At 54.9% G+C, this 25867-nt stretch carries 23 protein-coding genes; 11 read left to right on the top strand and 12 right to left on the bottom strand.

Annotation, left to right across the window (positions count from 1 at the left end; translation table 11 throughout):
- Nucleotides 1–467 precede the first annotated feature (467 nt).
- Both AACY09_RS01315 and AACY09_RS01305 read right to left on the bottom strand, forming a co-directional pair.
- Nucleotides 468–2852, bottom strand: coding sequence for an arylsulfatase (locus AACY09_RS01315; RefSeq protein ID WP_339485604.1), 2385 nt, complete (start codon nucleotides 2850–2852; stop codon nucleotides 468–470).
- Nucleotides 2853–3437: 585 nt separating this feature from the next.
- Nucleotides 3438–5066 (bottom strand): twin-arginine translocation signal domain-containing protein, encoded by a 1629-nt coding sequence (locus AACY09_RS01305; protein ID WP_339485602.1) that lies wholly within the window; start codon nucleotides 5064–5066, stop codon nucleotides 3438–3440.
- A gap of 189 nt (nucleotides 5067–5255) precedes the next feature.
- Between AACY09_RS01305 and AACY09_RS01300 the strand changes: the two genes are divergently transcribed.
- Nucleotides 5256–5723 (top strand): PACE efflux transporter, encoded by a 468-nt coding sequence (locus AACY09_RS01300; RefSeq protein WP_339485600.1) that lies wholly within the window; start codon nucleotides 5256–5258, stop codon nucleotides 5721–5723.
- An 81-nt stretch (nucleotides 5724–5804) separates the two neighbouring features.
- Here the strand turns inward: AACY09_RS01300 and AACY09_RS01295 are convergent, their stop codons facing one another.
- The 3 genes from AACY09_RS01295 to AACY09_RS01285 form a co-directional block, all read right to left on the bottom strand.
- Complete coding sequence (locus tag AACY09_RS01295) at nucleotides 5805–7103, bottom strand: sensor histidine kinase (RefSeq protein ID WP_339485598.1); 1299 nt, start codon at nucleotides 7101–7103, stop codon at nucleotides 5805–5807.
- 212 nt (nucleotides 7104–7315) lie between these two features.
- Nucleotides 7316–7567 carry a CsbD family protein gene (locus AACY09_RS01290; protein ID WP_339485597.1) on the bottom strand — a complete coding sequence of 84 codons (252 nt, stop codon included), beginning with the start codon at nucleotides 7565–7567 and terminating at the stop codon, nucleotides 7316–7318.
- 146 nt (nucleotides 7568–7713) lie between these two features.
- Nucleotides 7714–9210: a helix-turn-helix transcriptional regulator gene (locus tag AACY09_RS01285; RefSeq protein WP_339485596.1), complete on the bottom strand. Its 1497-nt coding sequence runs from the start codon at nucleotides 9208–9210 to the stop codon at nucleotides 7714–7716.
- Between the two features lie 195 nt (nucleotides 9211–9405).
- Here AACY09_RS01285 and AACY09_RS01280 point away from each other — a divergent pair, with 195 nt between their 5' ends.
- Nucleotides 9406–10374 carry a hypothetical protein gene (locus AACY09_RS01280; protein WP_339485595.1) on the top strand — a complete coding sequence of 323 codons (969 nt, stop codon included), beginning with the start codon at nucleotides 9406–9408 and terminating at the stop codon, nucleotides 10372–10374.
- 53 nt (nucleotides 10375–10427) lie between these two features.
- Here AACY09_RS01280 and AACY09_RS01275 read toward each other — a convergent pair whose 3' ends face one another.
- Nucleotides 10428–11033, bottom strand: coding sequence for a TetR/AcrR family transcriptional regulator (locus AACY09_RS01275; RefSeq protein ID WP_339485594.1), 606 nt, complete (start codon nucleotides 11031–11033; stop codon nucleotides 10428–10430).
- Nucleotides 11034–11146: 113 nt separating this feature from the next.
- Between AACY09_RS01275 and AACY09_RS01270 the strand changes: the two genes are divergently transcribed.
- Both AACY09_RS01270 and AACY09_RS01265 read left to right on the top strand, forming a co-directional pair.
- Nucleotides 11147–12151 (top strand): NAD(P)-dependent oxidoreductase, encoded by a 1005-nt coding sequence (locus AACY09_RS01270; protein ID WP_339485593.1) that lies wholly within the window; start codon nucleotides 11147–11149, stop codon nucleotides 12149–12151.
- A gap of 395 nt (nucleotides 12152–12546) precedes the next feature.
- Nucleotides 12547–14736: a putative bifunctional diguanylate cyclase/phosphodiesterase gene (locus AACY09_RS01265; protein ID WP_339485592.1), complete on the top strand. Its 2190-nt coding sequence runs from the start codon at nucleotides 12547–12549 to the stop codon at nucleotides 14734–14736.
- Between the two features lie 95 nt (nucleotides 14737–14831).
- On the opposite strand, the gene AACY09_RS01260 is transcribed toward AACY09_RS01265, so the two are convergent.
- Nucleotides 14832–15518 (bottom strand): tRNA (adenine(22)-N(1))-methyltransferase, encoded by a 687-nt coding sequence (locus AACY09_RS01260; RefSeq protein ID WP_339485591.1) that lies wholly within the window; start codon nucleotides 15516–15518, stop codon nucleotides 14832–14834.
- A 228-nt stretch (nucleotides 15519–15746) separates the two neighbouring features.
- Here AACY09_RS01260 and AACY09_RS01255 point away from each other — a divergent pair, with 228 nt between their 5' ends.
- Together AACY09_RS01255 and umuC are read left to right on the top strand one after the other, a co-directional pair.
- On the top strand, nucleotides 15747–16181 hold the full coding sequence (locus AACY09_RS01255) for a LexA family protein (RefSeq protein ID WP_339485590.1): 435 nt from the start codon (nucleotides 15747–15749) through the stop codon (nucleotides 16179–16181).
- The gene (gene umuC, locus AACY09_RS01250; RefSeq protein WP_339485589.1) at nucleotides 16174–17445 is read left to right on the top strand and encodes a translesion error-prone DNA polymerase V subunit UmuC; all 1272 of its coding nucleotides are present in this window, start codon (nucleotides 16174–16176) and stop codon (nucleotides 17443–17445) included. The genes AACY09_RS01255 and umuC overlap by 8 nt, the downstream gene beginning before the upstream one ends.
- A gap of 145 nt (nucleotides 17446–17590) precedes the next feature.
- Here umuC and AACY09_RS01245 read toward each other — a convergent pair whose 3' ends face one another.
- Nucleotides 17591–18625 (bottom strand): MBL fold metallo-hydrolase, encoded by a 1035-nt coding sequence (locus AACY09_RS01245; protein WP_339485588.1) that lies wholly within the window; start codon nucleotides 18623–18625, stop codon nucleotides 17591–17593.
- A gap of 137 nt (nucleotides 18626–18762) precedes the next feature.
- On the opposite strand from AACY09_RS01245, the gene AACY09_RS01240 reads away from it, so the two are divergent.
- Entirely contained in the window at nucleotides 18763–19374 is a 612-nt protein-coding gene (locus AACY09_RS01240) for a TetR/AcrR family transcriptional regulator (protein ID WP_339485587.1), read from the top strand.
- A 74-nt stretch (nucleotides 19375–19448) separates the two neighbouring features.
- Here the strand turns inward: AACY09_RS01240 and AACY09_RS01235 are convergent, their stop codons facing one another.
- Nucleotides 19449–20024 carry a winged helix-turn-helix transcriptional regulator gene (locus AACY09_RS01235; protein ID WP_339485586.1) on the bottom strand — a complete coding sequence of 192 codons (576 nt, stop codon included), beginning with the start codon at nucleotides 20022–20024 and terminating at the stop codon, nucleotides 19449–19451.
- A 45-nt stretch (nucleotides 20025–20069) separates the two neighbouring features.
- On the opposite strand from AACY09_RS01235, the gene AACY09_RS01230 reads away from it, so the two are divergent.
- Complete coding sequence (locus AACY09_RS01230) at nucleotides 20070–20438, top strand: hypothetical protein (RefSeq protein WP_339485585.1); 369 nt, start codon at nucleotides 20070–20072, stop codon at nucleotides 20436–20438.
- A 116-nt stretch (nucleotides 20439–20554) separates the two neighbouring features.
- Here the strand turns inward: AACY09_RS01230 and AACY09_RS01225 are convergent, their stop codons facing one another.
- From AACY09_RS01225 to AACY09_RS01215, 3 genes are all read right to left on the bottom strand, one after another.
- Entirely contained in the window at nucleotides 20555–21523 is a 969-nt protein-coding gene (locus AACY09_RS01225) for a TAXI family TRAP transporter solute-binding subunit (protein WP_339485584.1), read from the bottom strand.
- 113 nt (nucleotides 21524–21636) lie between these two features.
- Complete coding sequence (locus tag AACY09_RS01220) at nucleotides 21637–21993, bottom strand: RidA family protein (protein WP_339485583.1); 357 nt, start codon at nucleotides 21991–21993, stop codon at nucleotides 21637–21639.
- Nucleotides 21994–22021: 28 nt separating this feature from the next.
- Complete coding sequence (locus AACY09_RS01215; protein ID WP_339485582.1) at nucleotides 22022–23275, bottom strand: D-amino acid dehydrogenase; 1254 nt, start codon at nucleotides 23273–23275, stop codon at nucleotides 22022–22024.
- Between the two features lie 121 nt (nucleotides 23276–23396).
- Here AACY09_RS01215 and AACY09_RS01210 point away from each other — a divergent pair, with 121 nt between their 5' ends.
- The 3 genes from AACY09_RS01210 (at nucleotide 23397) to AACY09_RS01200 (ending at nucleotide 25838) form a co-directional block, all read left to right on the top strand.
- Nucleotides 23397–24308, top strand: a complete 912-nt coding sequence (locus AACY09_RS01210) for a LysR family transcriptional regulator (protein ID WP_339485581.1) — start codon at nucleotides 23397–23399, stop codon at nucleotides 24306–24308.
- A gap of 172 nt (nucleotides 24309–24480) precedes the next feature.
- Nucleotides 24481–24882, top strand: coding sequence for a PA2779 family protein (locus AACY09_RS01205; RefSeq protein WP_339485580.1), 402 nt, complete (start codon nucleotides 24481–24483; stop codon nucleotides 24880–24882).
- Nucleotides 24867–25838 (top strand): PA2778 family cysteine peptidase, encoded by a 972-nt coding sequence (locus AACY09_RS01200; RefSeq protein ID WP_445323755.1) that lies wholly within the window; start codon nucleotides 24867–24869, stop codon nucleotides 25836–25838. The genes AACY09_RS01205 and AACY09_RS01200 overlap by 16 nt, the downstream gene beginning before the upstream one ends.
- The last annotated feature ends 29 nt before the right edge of the window (nucleotides 25839–25867 follow it).

Here is a 25867-nt window from a genome sequence, read left to right as displayed (position 1 = left end):
TAGCGATATACCGCTTTCGATTTGTGCAATTAGCTTCGTGGTTTAGATCCACATCAAGCGCGATAGATTTCAAGTCTATCAAGAGCGTCAAGCGTTCGCCCGAAAACAACACGTCCAAGCGCGCAATAGGGGCAGTCCACGGTTCTCCATTCGAGGCAGTAATGGGTCGGGCCATGGTTTACGAGCTGAGTCAGGGACAGTTGAGAGGCTGAAGAGGGTTACGGTTTGGTTAATCCGTGGTCTGTCCCCTAATTCGTTGTCCCCTAATTCGCTGTGATTTGACCACTGTTGTCCGTTATATCGTTAAATGGATATCAGCGCACGGTGTGCGGTTTGGGTGGTTTTGACCAAAAGTAGACAGTGCGAAAAATGAGTTCGTACTGCGCAACTGCTTTCGAAAGAAACAAGGTCGCTTGATTTGCTCAAGCGACCTTGGAATGGTGTTTACAATTTCAGTGCACGCCAGATTAAGGCGCTAAATCAACCACCACTTCTTTGAGTTTACCCTCAAACTTGAATGGCGTTTGATAGTCCTCAGTTACCGGCGTTCCGGTATCGATGCCGATGTCTTGATTTTCAGACAACGAATACTTGAAGGGTGAGGTTTGTTCAATCTTGCCGGTGCCTACGCTCTGCCCGTCGACCGAAAGGGCTATGGTTCCGCTCTTGCCGGTTTCTTTACCGCCGCCATAGGTGAACTGCATGCGAAGCTCGTGATCGCCGGCTTCGACGGGTTTATCGCTAGTTACTGAGTAACGTGCAATATCTATGAAGTTATGTGCGGCCACCAAGTTGCCGTTCTGCATATAGAAGGCCCAGCCTCCGGTATTACCGCCTTGGGTGAAGATCATGCCGCTGGCACTGCTTTCAACTTTGACCTTGGCACTTACTGCGAAGGATTTGTTTTTCAGGTCAGGTGCTGAAGCCTCGGGCAAGCCAACGACAGGCACTGGATAAACAAATTTAGAGCGCCCGGCGGCAAGATTCGGCTTGCCGGTCAGCTCTGAGCTAAAGCGTTCCGCACCTCGCCAATCCAGTGGCAATGCTTTGTTGGCAGAAGCCTCTGCCCACCAAAGGGCAACCAATGTTTGCAGTTTTTCAGGGTACTTCTCGGCGAGGTCATTGGCCTGGCTGAAATCTTCATTGAGGTTATACAACTCCCACTTTGCAGTGATTGGGTCGAATTTCCCCCGAGTGGATTGCCAAGGTTCAAACGCCATGGAGCCCGCCCACCAGCCGTCTTTGTAAATGCCACGGTTAGCGAACATCTCGAAGTACTGGCTGGTACGGAATTCCTTGGCATCGGGATTATCCAGTGCACTCAGAAAGCTGCGTCCTTCAATAGGTGTCTGGACCGTTCCATTGACACTGCGTGGTTCAGCAATGCCAGCCGCAGCGAGAATGGTGGGTCCGATATCGATAACGTGAGTGAATTGCGAGCGAACGCCGCCAACATGCTTGAGCTTGGCTGGCCACTTCACCAGCATGGCATTGCGGGTACCGCCAAGGTGGCTGGCCACTTGCTTGGTCCACTGGAACGGTGTGTCCATGGCCAATGCCCAGCCTGCTGGGAAGTGGTTGAAATGCACCTGGGTGCCAATCTCATCGATCTTGCCCATCATCTGCTCGTAGGTCATCTGATGGCCATTGAAGAAGGCATTCTCGTTCAATGTGCCGTCAAACCCACCCTCGGCAGAAGCTCCGTTATCACCGATGACATAAATGATCATGGTGTTTTCGGCATCTGGCAAGGTCGCGACATAGTCCAGCACACGACCTACCTGCTGGTCGACGTGATAGCCGTATGCTGCAAAGACTTCCATCATGCGGGTATACAACCGCTTTTGATCGGCATTGAGCGTGTCCCAAGCTGGCATGCTGTCAGGACGTTTGGTTAGGACTGTGTTCTCAGGGACCAGTCCCATTTTTTTCTGCCGCTCAAGCGTCTGCTTACGGTACTCATCCCAGCCCATATCGAACTGGCCTTTGAACTTGTCGATAAGCTCTTTCGGTGCTTGGTGTGGGGCATGAGTCGCAGCGGGAGCGAAGTAAGTCATCCACGGACGATCTGGCTGGATGGCTTCAGCCTGTTGCAACCAGGAAATTGTGTGGTCGGCCAAATCCACGCTGAGAAAGTAATCGTCTGCTTCTGGAGTGCCAATTGCTGTTTGGTTCTCATACAGGTAAGGCCTTACCTGGTTTGTGTCGCCAGCCATGAAACCGTAAAAATAATCGAATCCTAGGCCGTTAGGCCAGTGATCGAATGGCCCCATAGGGCTTGTTTCATAAATCGGGGTGTTGTGGTTTTTTCCAATCCACGAAGTGATATAACCGTTCTGGCGCATCACCTCGGCGAATGTCGCGGTGTCCTTGGGAATGATCCCGGTATAACCGTCGTAACCCGTGGCAACTTCGGTGATATTCCCGGTGCCAGCGACATGGTGATTACGGCCAGTGAGCAGGGCGGCTCGGGTTGATGAGCACACGGCAGTGGTATGAAAGCGATTGAAGAACGTGCCTTCTTTTGCCAGTGTTTCCATATGGGGGGCTGGCACGCCGCCGCCGGATACCGAGAATTGACCAAAACCAACGTCGTCTAGCAACACCAATAGTACGTTAGGCGCGCCTTCAGGGGCTTTGCGAGGAGCAGGGAACTGCGCGGGGTCTGAGTCCAGATAGCTGGTTCCTACACTGCCTCTGAACTTCTGCTCAGCATAAGGCAGCACAGCCTGACCACTGCCCTTAACCGCTTCAGATTCGTTGGTCTCGGCACTAATTGCAGCACCGCTGAATGCCGTAATGGCCACCACGCTGAATGTCATCAGTGCATGGAAAGGGTTGTAGATTTTCATGGGGTTATCATCCTGATATGGCGAATCGAGGTTGTAAGGCAAGACCTCAATCTAACGTGCCAAGTTAAGCTTAGGGTTCGCGATTGAGCAAACATTCATTCGTCTAGAACGCTACTTTCAGCAATGCAGCAAGAGCATTGCGTTTTGGGCCTGATTGAATCAAAGCAACTAGCGGCGGTTGGTTGTGCACTGACCGTTGAGTGCAGTTTTATTTTATTGCCGAGGGGAGAGTGGTACGAAAGTGGTACGCGAGATTATTAGGTGCGCTCTATGCCCTTGCTCATAGGCATTACAGGATTAGACGTTCCAATTCATCAACGGGGCAACGGCAAAGCGGCGTGATTGAGCAGGGCGGGAGGGGCTGAAAGTTACGGCTGGGCCAATAAGCATGGCCGCTACGGCACCTCTCATACGGCAGTACAAACAGGTACATCGCCGTCGTGCTTGCAAACCATCGGTCAATACCTAAGAAAAAACGCACAGCGCTGCAGTGGCATGGCTACGTGAACGGGACGTTCATCGAGAGTTAACGTAGTCATGCCGACGAATGCAGTTACTGAAAAATAAATCTGTCCCCTTTTATATCTAGGCTTTACGCAGAACCTCGTAGACGAAGGCAGGCTTCATCGTGTCAATCTCTGCAGGGTCCTGTGGCGGGCGATACATGAACATTGTGAACGTCATTTTATCCGGTGTGATGTCGATGATGCTGAAGCCGTTCTTCTCGGTGATTTTTAATGCTTCTTCCATACCGATAAGTTGCGAGGGCCTGGACTCAATCGCGCGAAAAGATGAGGGGAATACTAAGTCACCGGTGCCGAGCGTACCGGTGAGAATCACATCGACTGGACGTGGCAGATCCAGCTCGCCACTTCGATGGATGCGCCCCGCAGCCGATGCATGGAAGTCGCCCTGGATGATGGCTGGCGCGCGCTTTTCCTGGGACGCGATGGCACCGATCAGGCGTTGGTGCTGGCCGAACCATCCGCGCTGCCATCCGGGCTTTTCTTTATACAACACCAGCTTACCGAGTTCCGGGGCAAGCAAGTCAGGGTACCAGTCGCCCAACTTGCCGGAAGAGTAGGCAAATGGCAGCGATGGCACATGCAGGAAGTGAGCCGTATCTTCGGTAACGGTACGCTTGATCAGCCAGTCTTCAACCCACTGCGGGATAACTTGTGCGTGGTCGCCCTTGTAGTTGACGTATCGTCTGCAATCGTACATCACCGCTTCGAGTAAAGAGCCGTAGCGCAGGGTTCCGAATGTCATGTTGGTGTCTGCTGGGAGATGCGCTCTGTCACCGCCCGGCAACCACACAGGACGATTGGCATCCGGCAGGTATTCCGGGTAGTAAAGATGCTGGGTTTGCTCGGCACCCAGCAGGCCATAGGTATCGGTTGGCAGGGTGACATTGATCGAGTCGTACTCGTCGTTCTCAAAGAGGTCATGGTCGTCAGTGGGGAAAAAAGCGGGTGTGGAACGCAGGGTCGTGCCATAGAGCCCAGCAATTTGGTAGTCGCACACCTTCATGAACGTCTCTGCATTTTTTGGATGCATCATTGGCACACTGATATCCAGCTCACCGAACTTGGCCCACATTTCCTTTTTCATATACTCCGGGGCAACCTTGGCGAACGTCGTCGTCAAGTCCCAGTAAATATGGTCGCCGTTGGCGATGACGATATCGGGTTGATGGGACATACCGCGCGCTAACAAGCGTCGGCGCACTGCCATATCAAGAAACGTCGTCTTGCCATGCAGTGGTGCGCTGTCAAAACCACCTCCACATGTGTACGACAGTATCCGCAGGTGGTCAGGCCGAGCATCCGGCGCTGGAAACGTTGCCAAGGGCCACGCATCGCACAGTGCTTTGCCCGCCGGGTCTGTGATCTGCAGCTCATAACCTGTGTCAGGTTTGAGGCCAGACACATCGAATCGCCAAAAGCGTCCTCTTGAATCGGTCTTGAAGCCTTGTACAGACTGACCGCTGACCTTCAGAAGCGGAGTGAACGGCAATTCGCTGTTAAATGATGCCTTGAGCAGGAACCGTTCATGGTTTGCTGCCGGGATCAGATGCTTGAGTTGTCCAGCGTTCCAGTTATCCACGGCTCCCCAGGTCAGTTTAGGAAACCCCAATGCACCAAAAGCACCCGCTGTTGCGCAAGCTTGAATAAAATGTCTACGCGTTACGCTAACAGGATCCTTTGGCCCCATTTTCGATGCTCCTTTGGTTTCTGATGCTAGCTAGCGTAGTTGAGCAATAGGGGACAGACCACGGTTTTCAATTCGAGACAGTAATAGGTCGGGCCATGGGGGCTTGCACCGGATTGGAGAGTGGGTGTCGAAACCGACCCCCGACAACTCGATTGCGATGGCTCAGTCCTAGTCAAACGGTGAGTTTGTATGCATAGTGCAATTCACTCTCTCGCTGTGCCAGAGCCGTCATTAATGCAAGGTCTCAAGCGCAAATTTGTATTCGTCACCCTTTTTGAAGTATTTGCCATCGCGCTCAACACGCTCATTCTTACCGTGTTAGGCCATGAAACGATGGACTCGGGCTGGCTTGCGGTGGCGTGTTCAACTATCGCAATGCTTTGGAACTTGTGCTGGAACGGTGCGTTCGAGTATTGGGAGGCGCGGCAGGCTGATCGAACCCGTACCTTCTATCGGCGCTCCCTGCATGCAACAGGTTTTGAAGCCGGTTTACTCGGCATGTTAGTACCGCTTTTCGCCTATTGGCTGGAAATTGGTTTGATGGATGCGCTTGCCCTGAATGTGGGGCTAGTTGTGGTTTTCCTGATCTACACCTTTATGTTTAATCTCACGTTCGACAAAGTCTTTGGCTTGCCTTTATCCGCGCAGCCGTCCTGAGCGATGCGGTTATTTGCTGCGCTGAAAAGGCTGTTGTCGAAGCGTGGTTCGTTGCCGATTGTTCTGAGCGCCGGCCTTATTTCAAGTCGGTTGCAGGCATCCAGCGGCCTTTAAATAAAGACGTATTGTCGTTCCAGCACCAAGGGTCGGTGCTACTTTGGCCGCACCCCCTGCGGTTTGTGCAAACTCTTGAACTTGGGCCAAGCCAAGCCCAGTGCCCATGCCCGGCGGCTTGGTGGTGAAAAATGGCTCAAATATTCTTGCGGCCAACTCCGGTGGGATCCCCGGGCCATTGTCAGTCACGCTGAGCTCCAGGTAGTCGCCGGGGCGCAGCACTTCATCCTGTTCGATAGACACAAGCCGAGTGCTGATGCAGATACTGCCTGTACCGCCCATTGCATCCCGGGCGTTGACCAGCAAATTGACTACCGCCGCATTCAATTGCGAGGCTTCACACAGCACTGCCACGTTCGGTGCATCAAGGTCGAACTTTAGGTCGACAGCCGGGGCGGTACGCAGCAAGACATCTCGCATGGCATTGATTCGTTCATCGACGTTGACGCTCAGCATATTGCGGCTGTCGTGACGAACGCCTGCCAGTAGTTCGGTGACAAGCTGACAGCCCTGATTAACAGCCTGCAGTCCTATATTGCTTAAGCGCTCGACGTCTTCAGGCCTTCGCGCACGTAGACCAATCATCTGCAAACTTGTGCTTAAAGCCTGCAAGAGATTCTTGAAGTCGTGCACGATGCTGGCCGTGAGCATGCCTAACGAAGATATACGCTGTGAATGCTCAAGCGCCTTTTCCGTTTGCCCACCCAGCGCCACAGCGTGAGCTAATTCTTGCTCTAGTTCATCCTCACGGAGTTCTCGTTGTGTGTTAAGTAGGCGCAACTGCAGGAGGGCGGATGTTTGTCGTGCCAATGCTAGCAGCGAGCTGTTCTGACTGTCGCTCAAGGTTCTGGGTTTGCTGTCAATAACGCATACGGTGCCCAAGGCCATCCCTCTGTCATCAATGATCGGTGCGCCCGCATAAAACCGAATATGAGGAGGGCCAAGGACCAAGGCGCTTTCACGAAAGCGTGAATCCAACAGGGTATCTTCAACCACCAGTACTTCGTGCGGTAGCAAGATGGCGTGGGCGCAGAAGGCTAGATCACGATGTGTTTCCCCTACGTTCAGGCCAACGCAGGCCTTGAACCACTGGCGCTCCCGATCGACCAGGGAAACCAGTGCGATGGGCGCATCACACACGGTCGCGGCGAGCAGGACGATGTCGTCGAAGCTTTGTTCTGGCGCGGTGTCCAGCACCGCCAGGTGTTCTAGCGACAGTGCTCTATCCTCCTCATTGGAAGGATAAGGTGCAGGCTGGTGGGCCATAGAGTACGGGACCATTTAGAGTCGGTTTGGCACGATGAGGCATGTGCAGGGTTGGCTGTTGCAAGACATGGCAAAAGACAGACCACGGTTGAGCTTGCATCGCTTCCTTGATGTGCAGTGTGGTTGCAGGTCTTTACTTCACAACGCCAGGGGTAAGGCGGGAGCAAATCAACACCCTGGTTTGCGCCCGGTTTTCCACGGATGCGCAAGCCTCAACGGCGACGCAGGAATAACCCCAATATCAGGCCGATGCCGGCAATGACCGCCACGGAGGCCAAGGGTTTGTTTTTTGCGAAATCACTCAGTGTATCCAGCGCGTCACCATAAGTTTGCTGGATTTGGCCTGCGGCTTGGCGGCCAATTCCTTTAACCTGAAGGTGCTCGTCTCCGGTCAGGTCGCCGAGTAGTCCCTGAGCCTTGCCTGCAACTTTCTCTACGGAGCCTTTAAGTTGTTCGCTTTTCATGGCGGTATTCCTCTTGGAGATCACATCATTACGGCATAAGGCTGCTGCACTAGCCCTGGGGCGCAATGCCATCTCGTCAAGAGTAAACAACGGTGTGCGCTGGATATAAGAGAAGTTTGCACTAGTTAAGCTAGTGCATTTGCACTCTATTTCTTGGGTTGGACACGCGCTTCACCGGCAAATAGACCTCGTTCTCTGGCCCAAACAATAGCTGCGCTGCGACTGTGCACGCCCAGTTTCGAATACACAGTTGCCACATGATTCCGCACTGTGTTGGATGCCAGTTTCAGGCGCGAGGCGATTGCCTTGTCTGCCAGTCCTTCGCAGATCAAGCCCAGCACATCACGCTCACGGGCAGTGAGGTCAGTGAAGTTTATGCTCGGTGGGTTAGGGTTATTGAAGCTCTTGGCATTGGCCAGTTTCTCGATCAACGTCTGGCTGAACCAGGATGCGTCCTGCATCACCTCTTCAATGGCCGCCACTAACTCTATTTCCGAGCGTTTGCGTTCGGTGATATTCATCATCACCAACAGGTAGCAGGGCTCCCCCTGAATGGTTACGGTGTCAGCGGACACAACGCAGTCGATAACCTCATCGCCTTTTTTACGCACTTTGAGGTCTTGGCTATCAAGATTTCCGGATTTCTCCAAGGTGGCAAGCAGCTTGGCACAGGCTTGGGGGCTGTCGATAAAATTGATGTCTTCAATGGCCTTGCCGATCAGCTCTTCGCTTGTATAGCCGGTAATGTTCATGAAGGCTTCATTAATTTCCAGAACCTGCCGGTTGCTGGCGCTGCAGACAAGGGTCGGTACAGGGGTCAGTCGGAACGACTTGGCGAAGCGCTCCTCACTCTGGCGCAGGGCAATCTCTGCTTTGCGTCGCGGCTCCAGATCCGTGAAGGAAAACAGCATGCAGTCTTCTTCGTTCATGTCCAGCGGCTGGCCAGCGACAATCACGAGCTTGCTGCCACCTTCAGGCAGTTTCAACTCGGCCTGCATCTGCGGAATGGTCTCGCCTTCGCCCAGTCTCTGAATGGCCAGATCCTTGCGCTCGGCTTGTTCCAGCACGTCCAGCTCATACACCGAGCGACCGATCACTTGGTCGCGGTTATAGCCGGTCATCTCGAGGAATCCTTGATTGACCTTGATATAACGGAGGTCGCTTAAACGGCAGATCACTGCGGGGGCCGGGTTGGCGTTGAAAGTCTTTTCAAAGCGTTGCTCGGCGTCGGCCCACTCGGTGGCATCGCTGAGGATTAGCACGAGTAGCTCCGGCTCCCCCTGCGAGTCCAGCAGTACCAGGCTGCTTACGCGATGGACCCAGCTATAGTCTGCATCAGCAGTGGGGGTGACCTCGACGATCACATCGCTGAACTCCTCACCAGCCGCGACGCGACAGAGCGGATAGCTTTCCAGCTGCAATGGGTGATTATTGCGGTAGCGCAATGCGAAGCGCTTGGCATACGCCTTGGCGTTAGCGCCGAGCGCCTTGACTTCGCTGACGCCGTGCATGGCGAGTGCGGCTTCATTGGCCCAGAGTATCGTCTGGTCGACCTCAGCCAAAATCACACCGTCGGAGAGCCCGGCGATGATCTGTTGCAGATGGGCGAAGTTGGTTTCTTTGACGAAGGCGTCCTGGCTCATAGTTTCTCCCGGTTAACAGCGCATAGGGCTACGACAACCTCACGTGAGGATAGTGCGAAGAAAGCACGATTGTGAAGTGCAAATGCACCAATTCAGTTAGTGCATTTAGGCCAAGACTGGATGTCCTTCCTTTCGCCACACTCACACCGATCAAGGCACATTGCCTTGCGCCTGTCACTTGTGAAGGATCTCACTATGACCACAGTTTATGAAACAAACCCATCGCTGTTTCGCGTGTCCTGGAGTTCTGTACTAGCCGGTAGTGCAATTGCTTTGGTGACTTACTTGGTGCTTAGCGTACTTGGAACGGCTATCGGTGCCACTGCTGTCGACCCGATGGACGCGGGTAATCCACTTAGTGGTTTCGGGACCGGTGCCGGTATCTGGCTGTTTGTCTCGACGCTGCTTGCAATTGCTCTCGGCGCATTCGTCGCCGGCCGAACTGCGCCGGATCGTGGTGGCTTGCACGGTGTGCTGACCTGGACTGTCACGACCTTGCTTTCAACTTGGTTGCTGGCAGGGTTGGCCGCCAGTGTGGTGGGCACGGCCGGAAATGTTGTCGGCAAGGGCTTGTCTGCTGCTGGCACGGGTATCGCCGCAGCGGCACCTGGTGTTGGTAACAGCCTCAAACAGCAGCTGAACGAGCAAGGCATCCAACTGGATTGGAACAGCCTGCAAGATGAACTGGATACCCTGCTGAAGCAAAGTGGCAAGCCTGAACTCGCCCCGGCCAAGGTTGAGCAAAAAACCGATCAAGCGGCCGCTGACGCCAAGCAATCGGCAACCGATGCTGCAGCCAATCCTGCCCTGGCGGATGACCAGTTGAAGCAGTGGTTTGAGCGGGTCAAAGCCTCCGGTGAGCCCGCACTGAATGCAGCGGATAAAGAAGCGCTGATCAACATTGTTGCTGCCCGCACCGGTAAGAGTAAGGACGAAGCCTCACAGATCGTCGACAACTATGCACAGGCTTATCAGCAAGCCATGCAGAAATTTGATGAACTGAAAAAACAAGCCGAGCAAAAGGCCCGTGGGGCAGGCGAAGTCGCTGCCAAGCAATTGTCGCGCGCTGCGTGGAGCACACTGGCAATGCTGCTGTTGGGTGCAGTGCTTAGCTTCTTTATAGGTCGTGTGGCATTGATTAAGCGTCGGGTGCCGATGGCTTGATAACAGGGGACGGCAAGGATGCCGCTCTACCTTCCTGCGCCAGTACGTCTGCTTTAGTCAGTTTTCTGTAATGCGCCCCGGATCAGCGAAGCGAAAGCATCGATGACGTCGGTCTGATCATATCGGTCTCGTACTAGCGCGCCGGCGAGTGCTTCCCCTGCGCCAACCAAACCGATGCAGCGTCGCTCCAGTTCGTCTGTTGGTAACTCCGCGTAAGGCGTGAGAACGTCCACGAACATCTGTACGCAATCATTCAGTAATGCCTGAAATACGGCTGCCTTCTCATCGCTGCCTGCCAGCGCCGCGCCAACTGCATAAAACTCGCCCGTGTTGTCCGCTGCGCACTCAATATAGGCGCTAGCCAAGATCAGGGCTGTCTCCTCCATACTCTGGATATTCCCAGCCATCGCGTCGCGAAAGGCATTTACCCGCTCGGTATCAATCCACTTGTAGAGCTCGATCAGCAGCGCTGAGCGTGTGGCGAAATGATCGTAGACCACCGGTTTTGAGACCCCTGCACGGACGGCCAAATGGCCCAAAGTCAGCCGGTCCGCGTTCTCCTCACGCACGATCAGTAATGCGGTCTGCAATAACTGGTGACGCCGTTCAGCCTTGGAAAGTCGGCGTGTCGGTGTGGGGTGCTCGCTGTCTTTTCGCACGTAGTCGCTTCCAGAAACAATTAACCTACCAATGGTAGGTTACGAGAATAAGGGTGAGTGTTAGTGTACCTACTAATGGTAGCTAATAGTTGAAAGAACGAGGAGAGCACACTATGTCACTCAATCCAATCCTGTTGATGGGCGGTTCTGGCGCCATCAGCCAGCACACCGCCCGAGCGCTGCGCGCTGTTTATCCTGAGGTGCCGCTTCTGATCGGTGGCCGCGATCTAGCCAAGGCCGAGCGGGCTGCAGATCAAATGGGTAACGCGCGAGGCGTGGTAATTGATGCCACCGCCCCTGACTTGGGCCTTGGTGATCGTCAGGTCAGCGGCGTCGTGGTCTTCTACATGGACCACGCGCTCGCGGCACTGAGTTATGCGCAAAAGCGCGGCGTGCCGCACCTGAGCATCTCCTCTGGTGTATTCGAGATTGCGCCGGAAATCGCATCCTATATACACAGGCCTGACGCAGCGCCGATCGTCCTTGGTTACGAGTGGATGGTAGGCGCAACAACAGTGTCGACGTTGAACATAGTCAAGGCATTCGGCCGGGTTGACGACATTAAAATCGGTGCCTTGGTCGATGAGCAGGATACCGGGGGCCCAACAGTCGCCACCGATTTTGAACACCTGAACCGAATGCTGCCTGCTGCACTGACACGGCGTGAGGGTATTTATGTGTGGCGAGAAGGCGAGGATTCCAGGACCCGCTTCCGTGCGGTGGACGGCACGGAAATCGACGCGAACGGGTTTTCATCCATTGATGTTGTTGGTCTGGCTGCAGCGACAGGTGCGCCGAATGTCCAATTCAATATGGCCATCGCGACCAGCTCGACCCGGCGCCAGAATTTGCCGATGTCGACTGAGATCATCATCGAAGTCGCGGGTGATGACTTGCACGGCAAGCCATTGCGCACGCGTCACGCCGTCGTCCACCCGCAAGGCGCTGCACCGTTGACCGGTTTGAGCGTTGCAATGATTCTTGAGCGACTGCTTGGCCTGGATGGGCAACCGCCAACCTCGCCAGGCCTCTACTTTCCGTACCAGTTGCTGGATGCCACTACCTACCTTGAGCGCCTTGAGCGAGAAGGAGGCGAGCTGCGCGAGTTGCAACAATGAGGAGTATTTGTAGAGGCTCGACAGATGATCGCCGATTTGACCTACGCTTATAGTTGCTGTGTTCACACGCACCTTTGGCTTTAAGCAATAAGCGCGAAACTAGAGGCCGGCTAGGACTCAATTCAGGCCAGCGTGCTTAAAGCTGAACCCTTATTGCTCCGTCTCAAACTGCTCATATTTAACTTTTATATAGCGAGGCCGATACGCTTTAAGCGACTGCCGGCAGCAGTGGCAAAATGGCTGCGACCCGCAGCCCGCTGCCACGAGTGCCGAGACGCTGCTTGGCGAAATGTCGCAATCTAAGCGGCGAGGGCGTATTGGTAAGGGGGTAGGTGCAGTACAACGATTTACAGCGTTACTGTCCTAGATCGAGAGCTTGCCTCAGGGAAAATTAGATGCGCAATTATCCGGTGCCCGATAATGATGACGAGCGGATCGAAGTTCTAGACGCTTTTGCACTGATGGACAGTTCACCCGAGCTTGAGTACGACCACCTTGTACAGATGGCTGCGCGGATTTTTGATGCGCCTATTGTATTGGTGTCCTTGGTCCATCGTGACCGGCAGTTTTTCAAGGCGCGTGTTGGGTTGGAAATCGCGGAAACCTGTCGGGCTGTGTCGTTCTGTACTCACGCCATTATGGGCACGGACGTTTTTTTCGTGGCCGACGCAACGCAGGACGAGCGTTTCAAGACCAACACCTTGGTCAGTGGTTATCCCAATATTCGCAGTTACGCAGGCGCGCCGCTTTTCACGGCCAGCGGGCATGCGCTTGGTACCTTGTGCTTGGTCGATGATAAACCCCGAAGCCTGTTTTCAGCGCGTGATCGCAGGGTTCTGCAAGATCTGGCTAAAATGGTTGTCGAACGCATGGAGTTGCGCCGCATAGAGCGTGGCAACCTAGAGAGCCGTCGCCGCTTTACCGACATCACGTCGACGTCGCCAGATGCAATAATTTGCGCAAGCAGTAAAAACACCATCACCGCCTGGAATACAGCCGCGGAGGCGATGTTTGGCTATCTCGCAGCAGAAGCCATCGGCCAATCACTCGATATTATTATTCCCCACAAGATGCGTGCTATGCACCACGGGGGGCTGACCCGTGTTGCCTCCGGTGGAGCGGGACGCATACTCGGAACATCGGTAAACCTGACGGCAGTGCACCGCGATGGCTATGAGTTCCCCATCGAGCTTTCCCTTTCTCACTGGATGGACGCTGGCGAGCCGCAGTTCGGCGGTATCATTCGCGATACCACCCAACGCGTGGAGGCCGTTAAGCAACTTAAGCATGCGGCTGAATATGATCACCTGACTGGGTTGGCCAACCGATCAAGTCTGAAGCAACAGATCCAGGCGGCTTGTGATGCGCAGTTGTCAGCTGCAGTCTTGTTGGTCGACTTGGACGGGTTCAAGGATGTCAACGATACCTTAGGTCACTACGCCGGTGACTTTGTTCTTAAGGTGACAGCAGATCGACTTCGCAGGTGCGTGCCCGAGCAGCATATGGTCGCTCGGTTGGGCGGTGATGAGTTTGTGGTTTTTATGACTGGGACTGCAAAGTCCCAGGAGGCGATTGAGCTAGGTTTGTCGCTCATTCGTGTTGTCGAGGCGCCAATCGAATTTGAAGACAGTCCCATTCATATCGGCGCCAGTGTCGGCATTTCGGTACGCTCAGGCGCCAGCTCAGACGTAGACCAGATGATAGGCAATGCTGATCTGGCCCTTTACCAGGCCAAGGCCGACGGCCGCAATCTGGTTCGCGTCTTTACCCCTGAGCTGCGTCAGAAAGCAACAAAGAAAGGAGCCATGAGCTCATCAATTCGCAGGGCTTGGGAAAACCAGGAATTCGAGCTTTATTATCAACCCCAAGTACGCCTGATCGATGGCAGCATTTCTGGCGCTGAAGCGCTTATCCGCTGGAACCATCCGAGCTTGGGCGTACTGGCGCCGGCGGCCTTTTTATCTGTGCTTGAGGTAGGCCTTCTTGCCGTACCGGCAGGGGAATGGATATTGCGCCAAGCCTGCCAGCAAGCAGCAGAATGGCGCCGTGCAGGCTGTGAAACGTTTAGGATCGGGGTCAACTTATTCGCGGCCCAGTTTCGCATCCCCGATTTTGCCGAGGTGGTTGAAAGTGCACTGAATGACTTCGGCTTACCGGGTGCTGCGCTAGAGTTGGAAATTACCGAAAACATCATACTGCGCAATGAACAACGCATCATGCAGCCGCTGCAGCACCTGCGCTCATTGGGGGTCGGCATTGCATTCGATGACTTTGGTACCGGGTTCGCTTCCCTGAGTCTGCTTAAAGATTACCCGGTAAGCCGGTTGAAAATTGATCGTTCATTCGTCAGCGGTGTAGAACGCAGCAAGAAAGACGAAGTGATAATCGAGGCCGTTTCCACTCTGGCCGCTGGTTTTAACCTCCAAGTCACCGCTGAGGGCATCGAAACCCGCGAGCAGGAACAATTGATGCGCCACTATGCCTGCGACGAGGGCCAAGGCTACCTGTATGGGCGGCCAATGACTGCCGCTGAATTCACCCAGCGTTATATTTTGTTGACTGAACGACGCGACGAACAGCGATGACGGTGACTGAGCTGGCTGGGTGTCCAGTTGGCCATACCTTGGCTGCACTTGAACAATCAGGGTGGGTGATTGTTTGTCGACGTTTTCAATTGGATCTAACCCAGCAGCTTTTCAATCCAACTGATGTGTTGAATGACTTCCTGCAACTTGTCCTCGGGTACGGCCTGCTGCGCTTGGCTAAAGCGGCTTAACGTCCGCCGCTTCTGGAGCAGCATGCGCTGCCACTTGGCTAGAAAAGCCGGGCAGCGTGCGGGCATCAGAAGTGGACCGAAGTACAACTCCTCGGCGCTGTACGTCACCGGTCCGCTGCGTTCGGCAGTGATGATTTCGTAGTCGAAGCGATTTTCCCGCAGCACGTCCTCGCTAAGGATGCGGTAGTCATTTTCCATCAACCATTGGCGCAGCGGTTGTTCGCCACGGTTGGGTTGCAGGATCAGTCGCTCATGGCCGCTTAAGTGCGGCTTGCCGTTTTCAAGGATGTCGCGGATGGTTTCACCGCCCATGCCGCAGATACTGATTGCAGTGATTCCATCTGCTGGCTGGATCGCCGCCAGCCCATTGGCCAGACGCACAGTGATCCATTGCTCGAGACCGTTGTCGCGCACGTTGCGTTCGGCTGAGCGCAACGGCGTCAATGCCAGCTCACCGGCAACCGCTGCTGCGATGGCGCCGCGTTGCACCAATGCGACCGGCAGATAGCCGTGATCCGAGCCGATATCAGCCAGGCGCGCGCCCGTTGGCACATGTGTAGCCACACGCTCCAGACGCTTGGATAATGTCATCTACCGCCCCCTTTCCAGTCGGACCGACCACCACCTTTGGCCGAATCGGGGTGCGACTCTATCGAGCAACGCCGTGCATTTCAAATGCCTGCGAGTAAAGAACGCCGCGAGGGGCATCAAGCTCGTTAATGAGCTGTTAATGCCATTAGTCTGCTGCTGTGTGAAATGTCGTTGTCGGCATTCAGATATCGATATACTGTACGAATACACAGTATATCGGGTTTTGTTATGACGCTTACGCGCATTGCGCCGCTTTCGCCATCAAGCGCGCAGCTTCCATATTTCTCCTTCAAGATTCCGGCGGGCTTTCCAAGCCCGGCCAGTGATCATCTTGAGCAAGAGATTTCCCTCGATGAGCTTTTGGGCTTGGGTGCGCCGCATATGTACTTGGCGCGAACCAGCGGCGACAGCATGAACGGGATTGGCATTTACAGCGGGGATCTGCTGATTGTTGATCGCTCGAAGGAAGCCCGGCCCGGTGATATCGTCATCGCGGCCGTAAACGCTGAGCCGATGGTTAAGCGTTTAGGTTCCTGTGGTAAGCAGATCGTCTTGTTCTCGGAAAACCCGGTGTATTCGCCGCGCTACATTTTAGAGGGCGATGAACTGCTCATCTGGGGGGTGGTGCGTTATTGCGTACGCAGCCTTGATCAACATGGCTGACCCCATATTCGCCTTGATCGATTGCAACAGCTTTTATGCAAGTTGCGAGCGGGTATTCAGGCCAGATTTGCTGCGCACACCCATAGTGGTGCTGTCGAACAACGATGGCTGTGTGATCGCGCGTTCAGCGGATGCCAAGCCCTTTATCAAGATGGGCGAGCCGTACTTTCAAATCAAAAACAAACTACGCCAGCACGGCATCGTCGCGTTCAGCAGTAACTACGCCTTGTATGGCGACATGAGCCAGCGGGTAATGACGGTTATCGAGTCGCTGGTTCCGGCGCTGGAGGTGTATTCCATTGATGAGGCTTTTGCTGATCTGAGCGGTATCGCTGATGGTCGAGTCGAAGCCCTGGGGCGGGAGATACGCGCGCAGGTGCTGCGCTCAACGGGCATCCCGACCGGGGTGGGTATTGCGGGCACCAAGACGCTGGCAAAGCTGGCTAATCACGCCGCCAAAAAATGGCAGCGTCAAACCGGTGGGGTGGTCGATATTCGTGATCCTGTTCGGCGTGACAAGCTGCTCAGGATTATAGATGTCAGTGAAGTTTGGGGTGTGGGTCGACGGCTGACGAAACACTTGAATGACATGAGTATTCGCACCGCTTGGGATTTGGCTCACGCCGATGCCTGGACGCTGCGTAAGCAGTTCAGTGTGGTGGTCGAGAAAACGGCGCGAGAGTTGCGCGGCACGCCCTGTCTTGAACTGGAGCAGGAGGTGCCGGCCAAGCAAGCGATTTGCTGCTCACGGATGTTCGGCAGGCGCTTGCATGATATTGAACCCATTCGTGAAGCCGTTGCGACCTATGCCGCGCGCGCCAGCGAAAAATTAAGGGCTCAAGGCTCACTGTGTAAAAAGGTTCGGGTGAGCATACGCACCGGCATGTTCAATCCTGATGAGCCGAAATTTGCCCGGGGCATCATCTGTGAACTGCCGTATCCAACCGACGACACGCGGCAAATAACCAAAGCTGTAGCCGCTGGACTGGGGCAGGCTTTCAAAGCAGGCTATGCCTACAGCAAGGCCGAAGTGTTGCTGCTCGACCTGCACCAGCGTGGTGAATTCACGGACGATATGTTTGCCCTCGCGCAACCCGCAGCTGCAGAAAAGGTGATGCAGGTGCTCGACTCGATCAACGCCAAGTGGGGCAAGGGTACGGTGCGCCCCGGCGGTGTACCGGCGGCGCCTGAATGGGCAATGCGTCGCGACCTGATGAGCCCAGGCTATACCACACGCATCGATCAACTCTGGACGGTTGGGTAGGTGACGTTGCGGGTGTCGTAACCACTTGAGCAAGTCCCCTCAGGCATTTAAGCGATCGGTTGATCGCGGTGGTGAGCGTTGATTAGCCGTCAGATCCACATTCAGTTCAGCGCAATACCAATACTGTGGCCTGTCTGCCTAGCGCTCATTCATCAAGGGCGCGCCACCAGCGGGTGCCGGTTTGCAAGCGCGTCATATCCACTTGCTCGCCCATGCGTGGCGTGGTTAGCGAAATATTGGCGGCTTCAGCCAAGGCACTGATCCGATCGAAAGGCTCGTACCAGGCGTGCAACGCAAGGTCGAAGGTGCCGTTATGCACGGGTAGCAGCCAGCGGCCACCCAGGTCGATATGGGCTTGTAATGTCTGCTCCGGAAGCATGTGCACTGCTGGCCATTGGCTGTTGTATGCGCCAGTTTCCATCAGGGTAAGGTCAAAGGGCCCGAAGCGCTGGCCAATGTCCTTGAAACCCTCGAAATATCCGGTGTCACCACTGAAAAAGATGCGCAAATCCTCGGCGATGATGACCCAGGATGCCCACAAGGTTTTATTGCCATCGAACAGACCTCGGCCGGAGAAATGTTGCGAGGGTGTTGCCACCAAATTTAGACCGCCGAGGGAGACACCCTCCCACCAATCCCGCTGATGAACCTTGGCCGCATCAACGCCCCAGTCGATCAGGGTATCGCCGACGCCAAGCGGGGTAACGAAGTAGTCGGTTTTGGCCGCAAGGGCGAGAATGCTGGCCTTGTCCAGGTGGTCGAAGTGGTTATGGGAGAGGATCACGCCGGTAATGGCCGGTAACTCGTCAATGGTAATTGGGGTGGCATGGAAACGCCGCGGCCCGGCCCATTGCACAGGCGAGGCGCGTTCAGAGAACACGGGATCAGTCAGCCAGTAACCGACTTGGATTTTCAGCAGCAAGGTCGAGTGGCCTAAGCGAAACAGGCTGCGGTCTGGCGCAGCTTCGAGCTGAGTGCGAGTCAGGTTCAAGACCGGCACGGGAGTAGAGGGGACGCTATCGGCAGATTTGCGAAAGATAAAATTCCAGAGAATACCCAGCGTCTTGATCACACCTGTTGGCGCAGTAGGGGCCTTGTTTTGAAAGCGGTCGCCAACTGACTGAGCGGAGTCAGGGTAGGTGACAGTGCGAGGTCTGGAGGCGAACAAGCAGGAGGTCATAGGGCTACCGGTCAAAGGGGAATGAGCGTGCGTCGATGCATAGGGCTGCACGACGAATTACACTGATCAGTGTAGTTTTTATTTTTGGAGAAGTAAACTTGGCAGTGTAAAATTATGGAATCCCCCTGGAGCGCCATATGACAGTCCCCAAACGCCTGACTGACCGGAAACACGAGGCCATTGTTCTGGCTGCGATAGACGAGTTTCGTCAGCACGGCTTCGGCGCCACCAGCATGGACCGGCTTGCCGCCTCGGCGGGTGTGTCTAAGCGAACGGTGTACAACCATTTTCCGAGTAAGGACGCTCTGTTCAGCGAGATCCTTACCGTGCTTTGGCGTCGCGCCGCCGAGGTTGATCTGCTTTATCAGCCAGACCGACCTCTGCGCGAGCAATTGTTGGAGCTGACGTGGCAGAAAATGCGCATGCTCAACGATGCCTGTTTCCTCGATTTGGCTCGGGTTCTGGTCTCCGAGACCGTTCTGTCACCGGAACGCGGTCGCGATATGATGATGCGTTTGGGTGACAAGGAAGAGGGGGTTACGGTCTGGCTCCGCGCAGCACTTGCTGATGGTCGTCTAAAACCAGTCGATCCAGTGTTCGCTGCTCAGCAACTCCAAGGGCTGGTCAAGGGGTGCGCTTTTTGGCCCCAGTTGACAATGGGCGAGCCAGCGCTGAGCGTGGCTGAGCAGAAGCAGGTGGTGGAGGCGACCGTGGATATGTTCTTGGCTTATTACGGCCTGCCGGAGTGAGTCAACCCACGGGCTTGTTAGAGTGCACTATGTGCCAGACAAGCAAGTGCACCAAAAGCTGGAGCTACATGTAGCTAGGCGTTTTTAGCGATCCTCTCTTTACGCTTTCTCGAGAGGTTGTCCAATCGGTCTCGAATCGCAGTGTCGCTGCCAGGGCCGGGCAGTAGCCCTAAGTCTCGCGGCTCAAGCGACTCGCCGTTGATGTCCGTCAAGTTGACTGGAGCGATCGCGGCCCCGGTTTTTATATTTATCAGCTCTACGGGCGGGCCGTCTGGTAACGGGTTCCATTTATCACCCCATTGCATCATGGCAATAATGATCACATGGAGTGAGCGCCCTTTATTGGTCAAGGAATATTCGGTTCCCGTGCCTACGCTGGTTTTTACCAATATATCGTGGTCCTGAAGCATTTTGAGTCGCTTAGACAGAATGCCCTTGGATATTTCCAGGTTGCGCTGAAACTCATCGAACTTAGTCGCGCCCCAGAATAACTCGCGAAGAATCAGTAGGTTCCACCAGTCACCCAGCACGTCGACTGAGCGCGCGATAGAACAATTGCAACCCGCGAAGCTAACTCTTTCCACTGTAAATGGCTCCTGGAGGTGTGGACGCTTAATGGCGGCCAGCAAAAAGCTGTTGACAGGTTTCATGATAGCACCTATTTTGAATTTCGACAGGTTCTATTATGAAACCATATGCAGCACTTTATCGAGGTAATCCCCGTGATCAAGCAATTTATGGCCGCTACGGCCCTTCTTGTAGTCGCTACAGCGAACGCTGAACCCAATGATGCCTGTGCCACTAATCAACTGGATGACAGCCAGGTGACGGCAGATATTGCAGTCGCGGTGGGTAAATGCCATTTAGCTAGCGCCGTTGACGGTTCCAATAGCGTTGCAGCTCTCGAATATGCCCACAGCTGGTTTCTTGAGGCGCAGAGATTGGGATCCAGTCAGGCACGTCAGGACTTGAAAGACGTCGAGCAGAGGCTCGAATTGGCGGGTCGTACAAATGCTAATCGCCCAGAAGTAGTGATGCGCAGTGATCAAGCGTTAAATGATTAACCAGCTGCCGGGTGCTCAGGCTCTTCGGGCTCACAGTTTGAGGACGATGACACTGGTGTGAATAAGGCCCAAGCGGCGGTCAGTGACAGTCGCTTGGGCCTTGTTTCGGGTGGATGCTACATCCAGCCTTGTTCTTTGTAGTAACGCACGGCGCCTTCATGCAGTGGGGCGGTAAGGCCGACTTTGATCATGTCTTCTGCCTTTAGATCTTTAAACGCGGGGTGCAGGCGTTTGAAGCGGTCCAGATTATCGAACACCGATTTGACCAGTTGATACACCAGTTCAGGATCGGTGGTGGACATGCTGGCTAGCACCGCTTTGCCCCCGATCGATGGAACGGGTTTGTCGACACCAGGGTAAATGCCGGCTGGAATGCTTTCCTTGGTGAAGTAGGGCGTTTTGCTCAGCAGCTTGTCGATTGCAGGCCCGGTGACCGGAATGAGCTGTGCATCGACATTGACCAAGGCTTCTTGGATTGCGCCGCTTGGGTGGCCCACTACATAGGTGATGGCATCCAGATTATTGTCACCAAGCGCTGCCGCCATTTCAGCAGGCTTGAGTTCTGCCGCGAGGGCAAAGCTGGCATTGGTCCAGCCTTCAGCAGCCATAACCTCGTCGACAGTGTCGCGGCTGCCTGAACCCGGTACGCCAATGTTTACCCGCTTGCCTTTGAGTTCTTCGACAGTGTTGATGCCACTGTCTTTACGGGCAACCACAGTCAAGATTTCGCTTTGCAAGGAAAAGAGCGCGCGCAGCTTGGTTTGCGGGCCTAATTTCTCGAAAGGTGCGAGGCCTTTTTGGGCCTTGTACTGGTGATCTGATTGGATAAACCCGAAATCATATTCACCCCCGTTCAATGCTACGATATTGCTCACGCTGCCTGCTGTTGAGGTGGCGTTGCACTTTATTGCGGGCTCAACCTCTGCTCGGTTGAGAAACCGGCAAATTGACTGGCCGCCGGTGTAGTAGACCCCCGTCTGACCACCTGTGCCGATAGTTACATAACGTTCTGCTGCAAGGGTTGGTGTGGCCATAAACAGGCCGGCTAACGCGCTGACAAGTAACCGGGATTTGTTATTTTTCATCGGTATGTCCTCTGGTTTTAAGTGTGTTGACAGTGTTGTTTAGTACTCGGTTTTCAAGGGTTAAGGGCGTCTGAATCCATATGTGCGGGGTAATCCCTCACTGAAGTGCGTGCTCAGTGTGTGCGTGCCGCAATGACCATTATCTCAACCAATACATCGCTTGATGCCAAGCGCGCCTCGACTGTTGCCCGCGCCGGTGCGCAACCTTCCGGTAGCCACTTAATCCACGCTTGGTTCATCGCCGCAAAATCCTGTTCGATGTCTTTTAACCATATTTGCGCGCTGAGCAACTGGCTGCGATTGGAGCCTGCGTCAGCCAATAAGCTGTCAATTTTGGCCAGCACCTCAAGGGTTTGTCCGGCCACATCCAGTGAGCGATCAGTGGGGACCTGACCCGATAGAAACACTAAGTCGCCAAAGGTTACAGCGCCAGATAGGCGATCACTGGTTTGCGTGCGTTGGATAGTCATAAATCTCCCGTTTAATGTGATTCAGTAGTTAGTGGTGTGAGAGCCCGTCCAGGCTGATTGGGGCTGGCGAGCCGTCAAGCAGTTGCGCCAGCACATCAGCGCTACCACAGGCCAGCGTGAAGCCCAGGCTGCCGTGACCAAGGTTCAGCCACAGATTTTTGATGTTGCTTGCGCCAAGCCAAGGCGTGCCTTCTGGCGTGGCAGGGCGTAATCCAGCCCACGCGGTTGCAGTCGCGAAATTGCCAGCGTGCGGAAAACTAAGGGCTGCCAAGTTGCGCAGTTGGCTGATGCGCTTGCTATCCAAACTGCTGTCCCAGCCACCGACATCGACCATGGCCGCAACGCGCAGCTGATCGTCTAAACGCGCGTACACCACTTTGTTGTCGTAGTCGGTGACATTGGTTTCAGGCACCGCCGGCTGCGCAGCGGGTGCGTCTTTATCAAGCTGCAAACTGAGGCTGTAGCCTTTGAGCGGGTACAACGGAACATCGATACCCAGCGGCTTGAGCAGCCTCAGGCTGTGGACGCCTGCCGCGATGACAAGGTGATCGACCTGGTGTTCATCACCTGTATTTAGTTGCAGGGCCTGCACGCTGCCGTTGCTGACACGCAAGCCTTTAACATCGTAATTCGCATGCAACTGAAATCTGGGATTACTGCGTAACCGTTCAAGCAGTTGCTGGCAGAAGTGATAGCAGTCACCGACCTCGTCTCCCGGTGCATAAACGCCTCCGCGTAGCTCATTGGCAATGCCTGCAAGCGCGGGTTCAATAGCCAGGCATTGCTCGGAGCTGAGCAGTCGGCGGTTAGCGTCTTCCGGGGTTTTACGGGCTTTTTCCCAACTGCTGTTCTCGCGGTAAACCACCAGTTTGCCGTTTGAGCGCCAAGCAAAGTCATCGAGCAGGTCCTGTTCGCGCCAGGTGTGCAGTACTTTTTGGCTGTGCAGCGCCAAGCGCAGCAAGTGCGCGGTATTGCGTTGATTGACTGAGCGTCTGCATGCCGCCAGAAACTGCAGGCACCAGCGCCACTGATGGAGATTCAATTGCGGTTTGAAGCGCAGCGGGGCATCACTGCGCAGCATCCAGCTCAGTGCTTCAAGTGGTACGCCGGCGTCGGCAAGCGGGGACACATAGCGATAACTCAGCTGACCGCCATTGGCGAAGCTGGTTTCCAACCCGACTTCGTCCCGCCGTTCAATAAGGTCGACTTCATGACCTTGGCGTATGAGGGCATAGGCCGTTGTTAAGCCAATGACACCTGCTCCAATCACCGCAACTCGCATGCACCCACCTCATAACCATTTGACCATCAGGTTAAGTAAATGCATGGCCCTGCAACCAATGAAAGATTGCAGGCAGGTCATAACCAAAGGCTATGCTGTTCACTCGTCTCAGGAGAACAGCATGCACTTGCGTCATATCGAAGTGTTTCAGGCCATTTTGCAAACTGGCAGCGTCACGGCGGCGGCCGACTTGTTGAATATTTCCCAGCCGGCTGCCAGCAAGGCACTTAAGCATGCCGAGCAGCAGTTGGGCTTTAATTTATTTAATCGTGTTCGCGGTAAATTGGAGCCCACGCCTGAAGCGAGAATTCTGCGTAACAAGACCGAAAGTTTGTCGGCTGATCTACAAAGCCTGCGGCGCTTGGCCAGCAATCTCAAACGCGGGGCTGAAGATACGCTGCGTTTGGTCTCTACTCCGGCGTTAGCTCAGCAGCTTTTGCCCTTGGCAATCAGCCAGTGGCGCAAGAAGCATGGAAATGTCACTTGTGAGCTGGCGACCCAACATTCTGCCGAGATGATTCAACGTGTGTTACTGCGTGAGGCGGATATTGGCCTGACCTTGCAGTTGGTCGAGCACCCCGGCTTGCAATGCGAGCTGCTGGCGCAGGGTTTTATGCAGTTGATTGCCCCGGCAGGCAGTTGGACCGAAGAGCAGTGCCGCGAGCCAATTTACTTGCAGGATCTGGCCGGCGCTACGCTGATTGGATTAGACACCCGCGATGCCTTGGGCGGCTTGATCGGCGAGCATTTACGGGCGCTGCAACCCGCTGCGCAAATCAGTACCCGGGTGCAAACCTATCAACTGGCAGGGGCCTTGGTTACGGCGGGGCAGGGTATGGCCTTGGTTGATCCGTTAACGGCCAGAGTGGCTGCCATGGGCGGCGCTCAAATACGTGTTTTAGAGCCGAACTTGATGGTCGGGCTGTATCTCTTGCGCCGTGTAGGCGAGGAGTCCTCAAGGGCTCAGCAATCGCTGCTTGAGCAGCTCAGTGAGGTCGCGAGCCAGCTTATGAATGAGAAAACGGCCCGCTAGGGTCATTTCAGTGGCGCTGCTTGCTGATAGCGGCGCATGGGTGATTGTTATGCAGATCAAGTCCAGCGCGCGTTTCATATTGCAAATAACCCAGGGCTACAAAGACGTATTGCCGATGAACCCTTTGCCCCTGCTTGGGTCATAAGGTGAAATAAATCAAGAGGTAAGCGTCATGAGCAAAAGCCCCGTATTTCGTCGACTGGCAGCAATGTTAGCGGTTTTTCATGTGTTGATGATCGCCCAGGTGCCGCTGGCAAATGCGTCGATGATTGGTACTTCAGAGGTGCTCGCGGACCAACAACACCAGGTCGATCGCCAGCAGTTGTTGAGTATGTTGGACGAGCAGGGCGTGCAAGACAAATTGCACAACCTTGGGGTTGATCGCAGCACGGTTGAGCAGCGTATCAACACCCTGACCAATGCCGAGCTTGCCCAGTTCAATCAGCAATTGGATCAAGCGCCTGCAGGCAGCGGTGTGATCGGTATTATCGTGTTGTTCTTTGTGATCTTCATCGTTACCGATATGCTCTGCGCTACCGACATCTTCAGTTTTGTGAAATGCATAAATCGATAAGTAGCCGCTTTTTCCTTCCGTTAGTACTCACAGTTCTGCTGTCAGCGTGTGCGCAGTCTCCGGTGTTATCGCCAGAGACTGCGCAGTTGCCTGAGCGGGTTGAACTGATTGATGTGCCGTTTTTCCCACAGACCCAGTACCAGTGCGGCCCGGCCGCGTTGTCGACCATGCTGACACAGCGGGGCGTGGCGACGAGTCCTGGGGTGCTTAAAGATCAGGTCTATATCCCCGGGCGTGAAGGCAGCTTGCAGATCGAAATGGTCGCCGCTGCGCGTGCGCATGACATGCTGGTCTATCCGTTGCAGCCCAAGCTTGAGGCCGTACTGACCGAAGTCGCCGCGGGCAACCCGGTGCTGGTGCTGCAGAATCAAGCCTTTGACTGGTATCCGCAGTGGCATTTTGCGGTGGTTGTCGGTTTTGACACGCGAGCGAAAACGCTGATCTTGCGTTCGGGCACCACGCGCCGCTGGGTCACTGACTTCGCTGGTTTCGATGAAAGCTGGGCACGTGCCAAGCGTTGGGCGGTGGTGACGATGCCGCCGAACAAGTTGCCGGCAAAAGCTGAGCTGCAAACTTGGCTTAAAGCGGCGAGCGACCTCGAAGAAACTGGCCGCAAGCATGCCGCGCAAAGTGCCTACCGCACCGCGACGCGACAGTGGCCGAATGAGTCGTTGGCTTGGTTTGCCATGGCCAACAGTCGACATGCCAGTGGCGACGCAGCAGGCGCCGAGGCTGATTTGCGCAAGAGTGTGCAGAACAAACCCGACTTTGCCGCCGGCTGGTTCAATTTGTCGCAAGTCTTGGCAGAACGTGGTTGTGAGCAGCAGGCTGCTCAGGCGCAAGCATGTGCAAAACAGCTAGCGCCCAAGGATGAGCGTTTTGGTTCACCGTTGCAGGTCGCCGTGCACGCGAGCGGGCAGTGTTCAGTGCTGCCGGCTTGCTCTGTCACGCAGTAGTGCGTTGCACCATAAAAAAACGGCGCCAA

It is taken from the genome of Pseudomonas sp. EL_65y_Pfl2_R95, from assembly GCF_963971045.1.
Classification (GTDB): Bacteria; Pseudomonadota; Gammaproteobacteria; order Pseudomonadales; family Pseudomonadaceae; genus Aquipseudomonas.
This window is presented reverse-complemented; position numbering and strand designations above follow the sequence as displayed.

Excerpts from the sequence above, each read along its gene's own strand:
- AACY09_RS01205 (WP_339485580.1), top strand. The coding sequence starts at position 24,481 with ATGAGCAAAAGCCCCGTATTTCGTCGACTGGCAGCAATGTTAGCGGTT.
- AACY09_RS01290 (WP_339485597.1), bottom strand. The coding sequence starts at position 7,567 with ATGAAAAGCGAACAACTTAAAGGCTCCGTAGAGAAAGTTGCAGGCAAG.
- AACY09_RS01270 (WP_339485593.1), top strand. The coding sequence starts at position 11,147 with ATGTCACTCAATCCAATCCTGTTGATGGGCGGTTCTGGCGCCATCAGC.
- AACY09_RS01260 (WP_339485591.1), bottom strand. The coding sequence starts at position 15,518 with ATGACATTATCCAAGCGTCTGGAGCGTGTGGCTACACATGTGCCAACG.
- AACY09_RS01255 (WP_339485590.1), top strand. The coding sequence starts at position 15,747 with ATGACGCTTACGCGCATTGCGCCGCTTTCGCCATCAAGCGCGCAGCTT.
- AACY09_RS01220 (WP_339485583.1), bottom strand. The coding sequence starts at position 21,993 with ATGACTATCCAACGCACGCAAACCAGTGATCGCCTATCTGGCGCTGTA.
- AACY09_RS01295 (WP_339485598.1), bottom strand. The coding sequence starts at position 7,103 with ATGGCCCACCAGCCTGCACCTTATCCTTCCAATGAGGAGGATAGAGCA.
- AACY09_RS01210 (WP_339485581.1), top strand. The coding sequence starts at position 23,397 with ATGCACTTGCGTCATATCGAAGTGTTTCAGGCCATTTTGCAAACTGGC.
- umuC (WP_339485589.1), top strand. The coding sequence starts at position 16,174 with ATGGCTGACCCCATATTCGCCTTGATCGATTGCAACAGCTTTTATGCA.
- AACY09_RS01280 (WP_339485595.1), top strand. The coding sequence starts at position 9,406 with ATGACCACAGTTTATGAAACAAACCCATCGCTGTTTCGCGTGTCCTGG.
- AACY09_RS01230 (WP_339485585.1), top strand. The coding sequence starts at position 20,070 with ATGCAGCACTTTATCGAGGTAATCCCCGTGATCAAGCAATTTATGGCC.
- AACY09_RS01240 (WP_339485587.1), top strand. The coding sequence starts at position 18,763 with ATGACAGTCCCCAAACGCCTGACTGACCGGAAACACGAGGCCATTGTT.
- AACY09_RS01235 (WP_339485586.1), bottom strand. The coding sequence starts at position 20,024 with ATGAAACCTGTCAACAGCTTTTTGCTGGCCGCCATTAAGCGTCCACAC.
- AACY09_RS01285 (WP_339485596.1), bottom strand. The coding sequence starts at position 9,210 with ATGAGCCAGGACGCCTTCGTCAAAGAAACCAACTTCGCCCATCTGCAA.
- AACY09_RS01305 (WP_339485602.1), bottom strand. The coding sequence starts at position 5,066 with ATGGGGCCAAAGGATCCTGTTAGCGTAACGCGTAGACATTTTATTCAA.
- AACY09_RS01315 (WP_339485604.1), bottom strand. The coding sequence starts at position 2,852 with ATGAAAATCTACAACCCTTTCCATGCACTGATGACATTCAGCGTGGTG.
- AACY09_RS01215 (WP_339485582.1), bottom strand. The coding sequence starts at position 23,275 with ATGCGAGTTGCGGTGATTGGAGCAGGTGTCATTGGCTTAACAACGGCC.
- AACY09_RS01200 (WP_445323755.1), top strand. The coding sequence starts at position 24,867 with ATGCATAAATCGATAAGTAGCCGCTTTTTCCTTCCGTTAGTACTCACA.
- AACY09_RS01245 (WP_339485588.1), bottom strand. The coding sequence starts at position 18,625 with ATGACCTCCTGCTTGTTCGCCTCCAGACCTCGCACTGTCACCTACCCT.
- AACY09_RS01300 (WP_339485600.1), top strand. The coding sequence starts at position 5,256 with ATGCATAGTGCAATTCACTCTCTCGCTGTGCCAGAGCCGTCATTAATG.
- AACY09_RS01225 (WP_339485584.1), bottom strand. The coding sequence starts at position 21,523 with ATGAAAAATAACAAATCCCGGTTACTTGTCAGCGCGTTAGCCGGCCTG.
- AACY09_RS01265 (WP_339485592.1), top strand. The coding sequence starts at position 12,547 with ATGCGCAATTATCCGGTGCCCGATAATGATGACGAGCGGATCGAAGTT.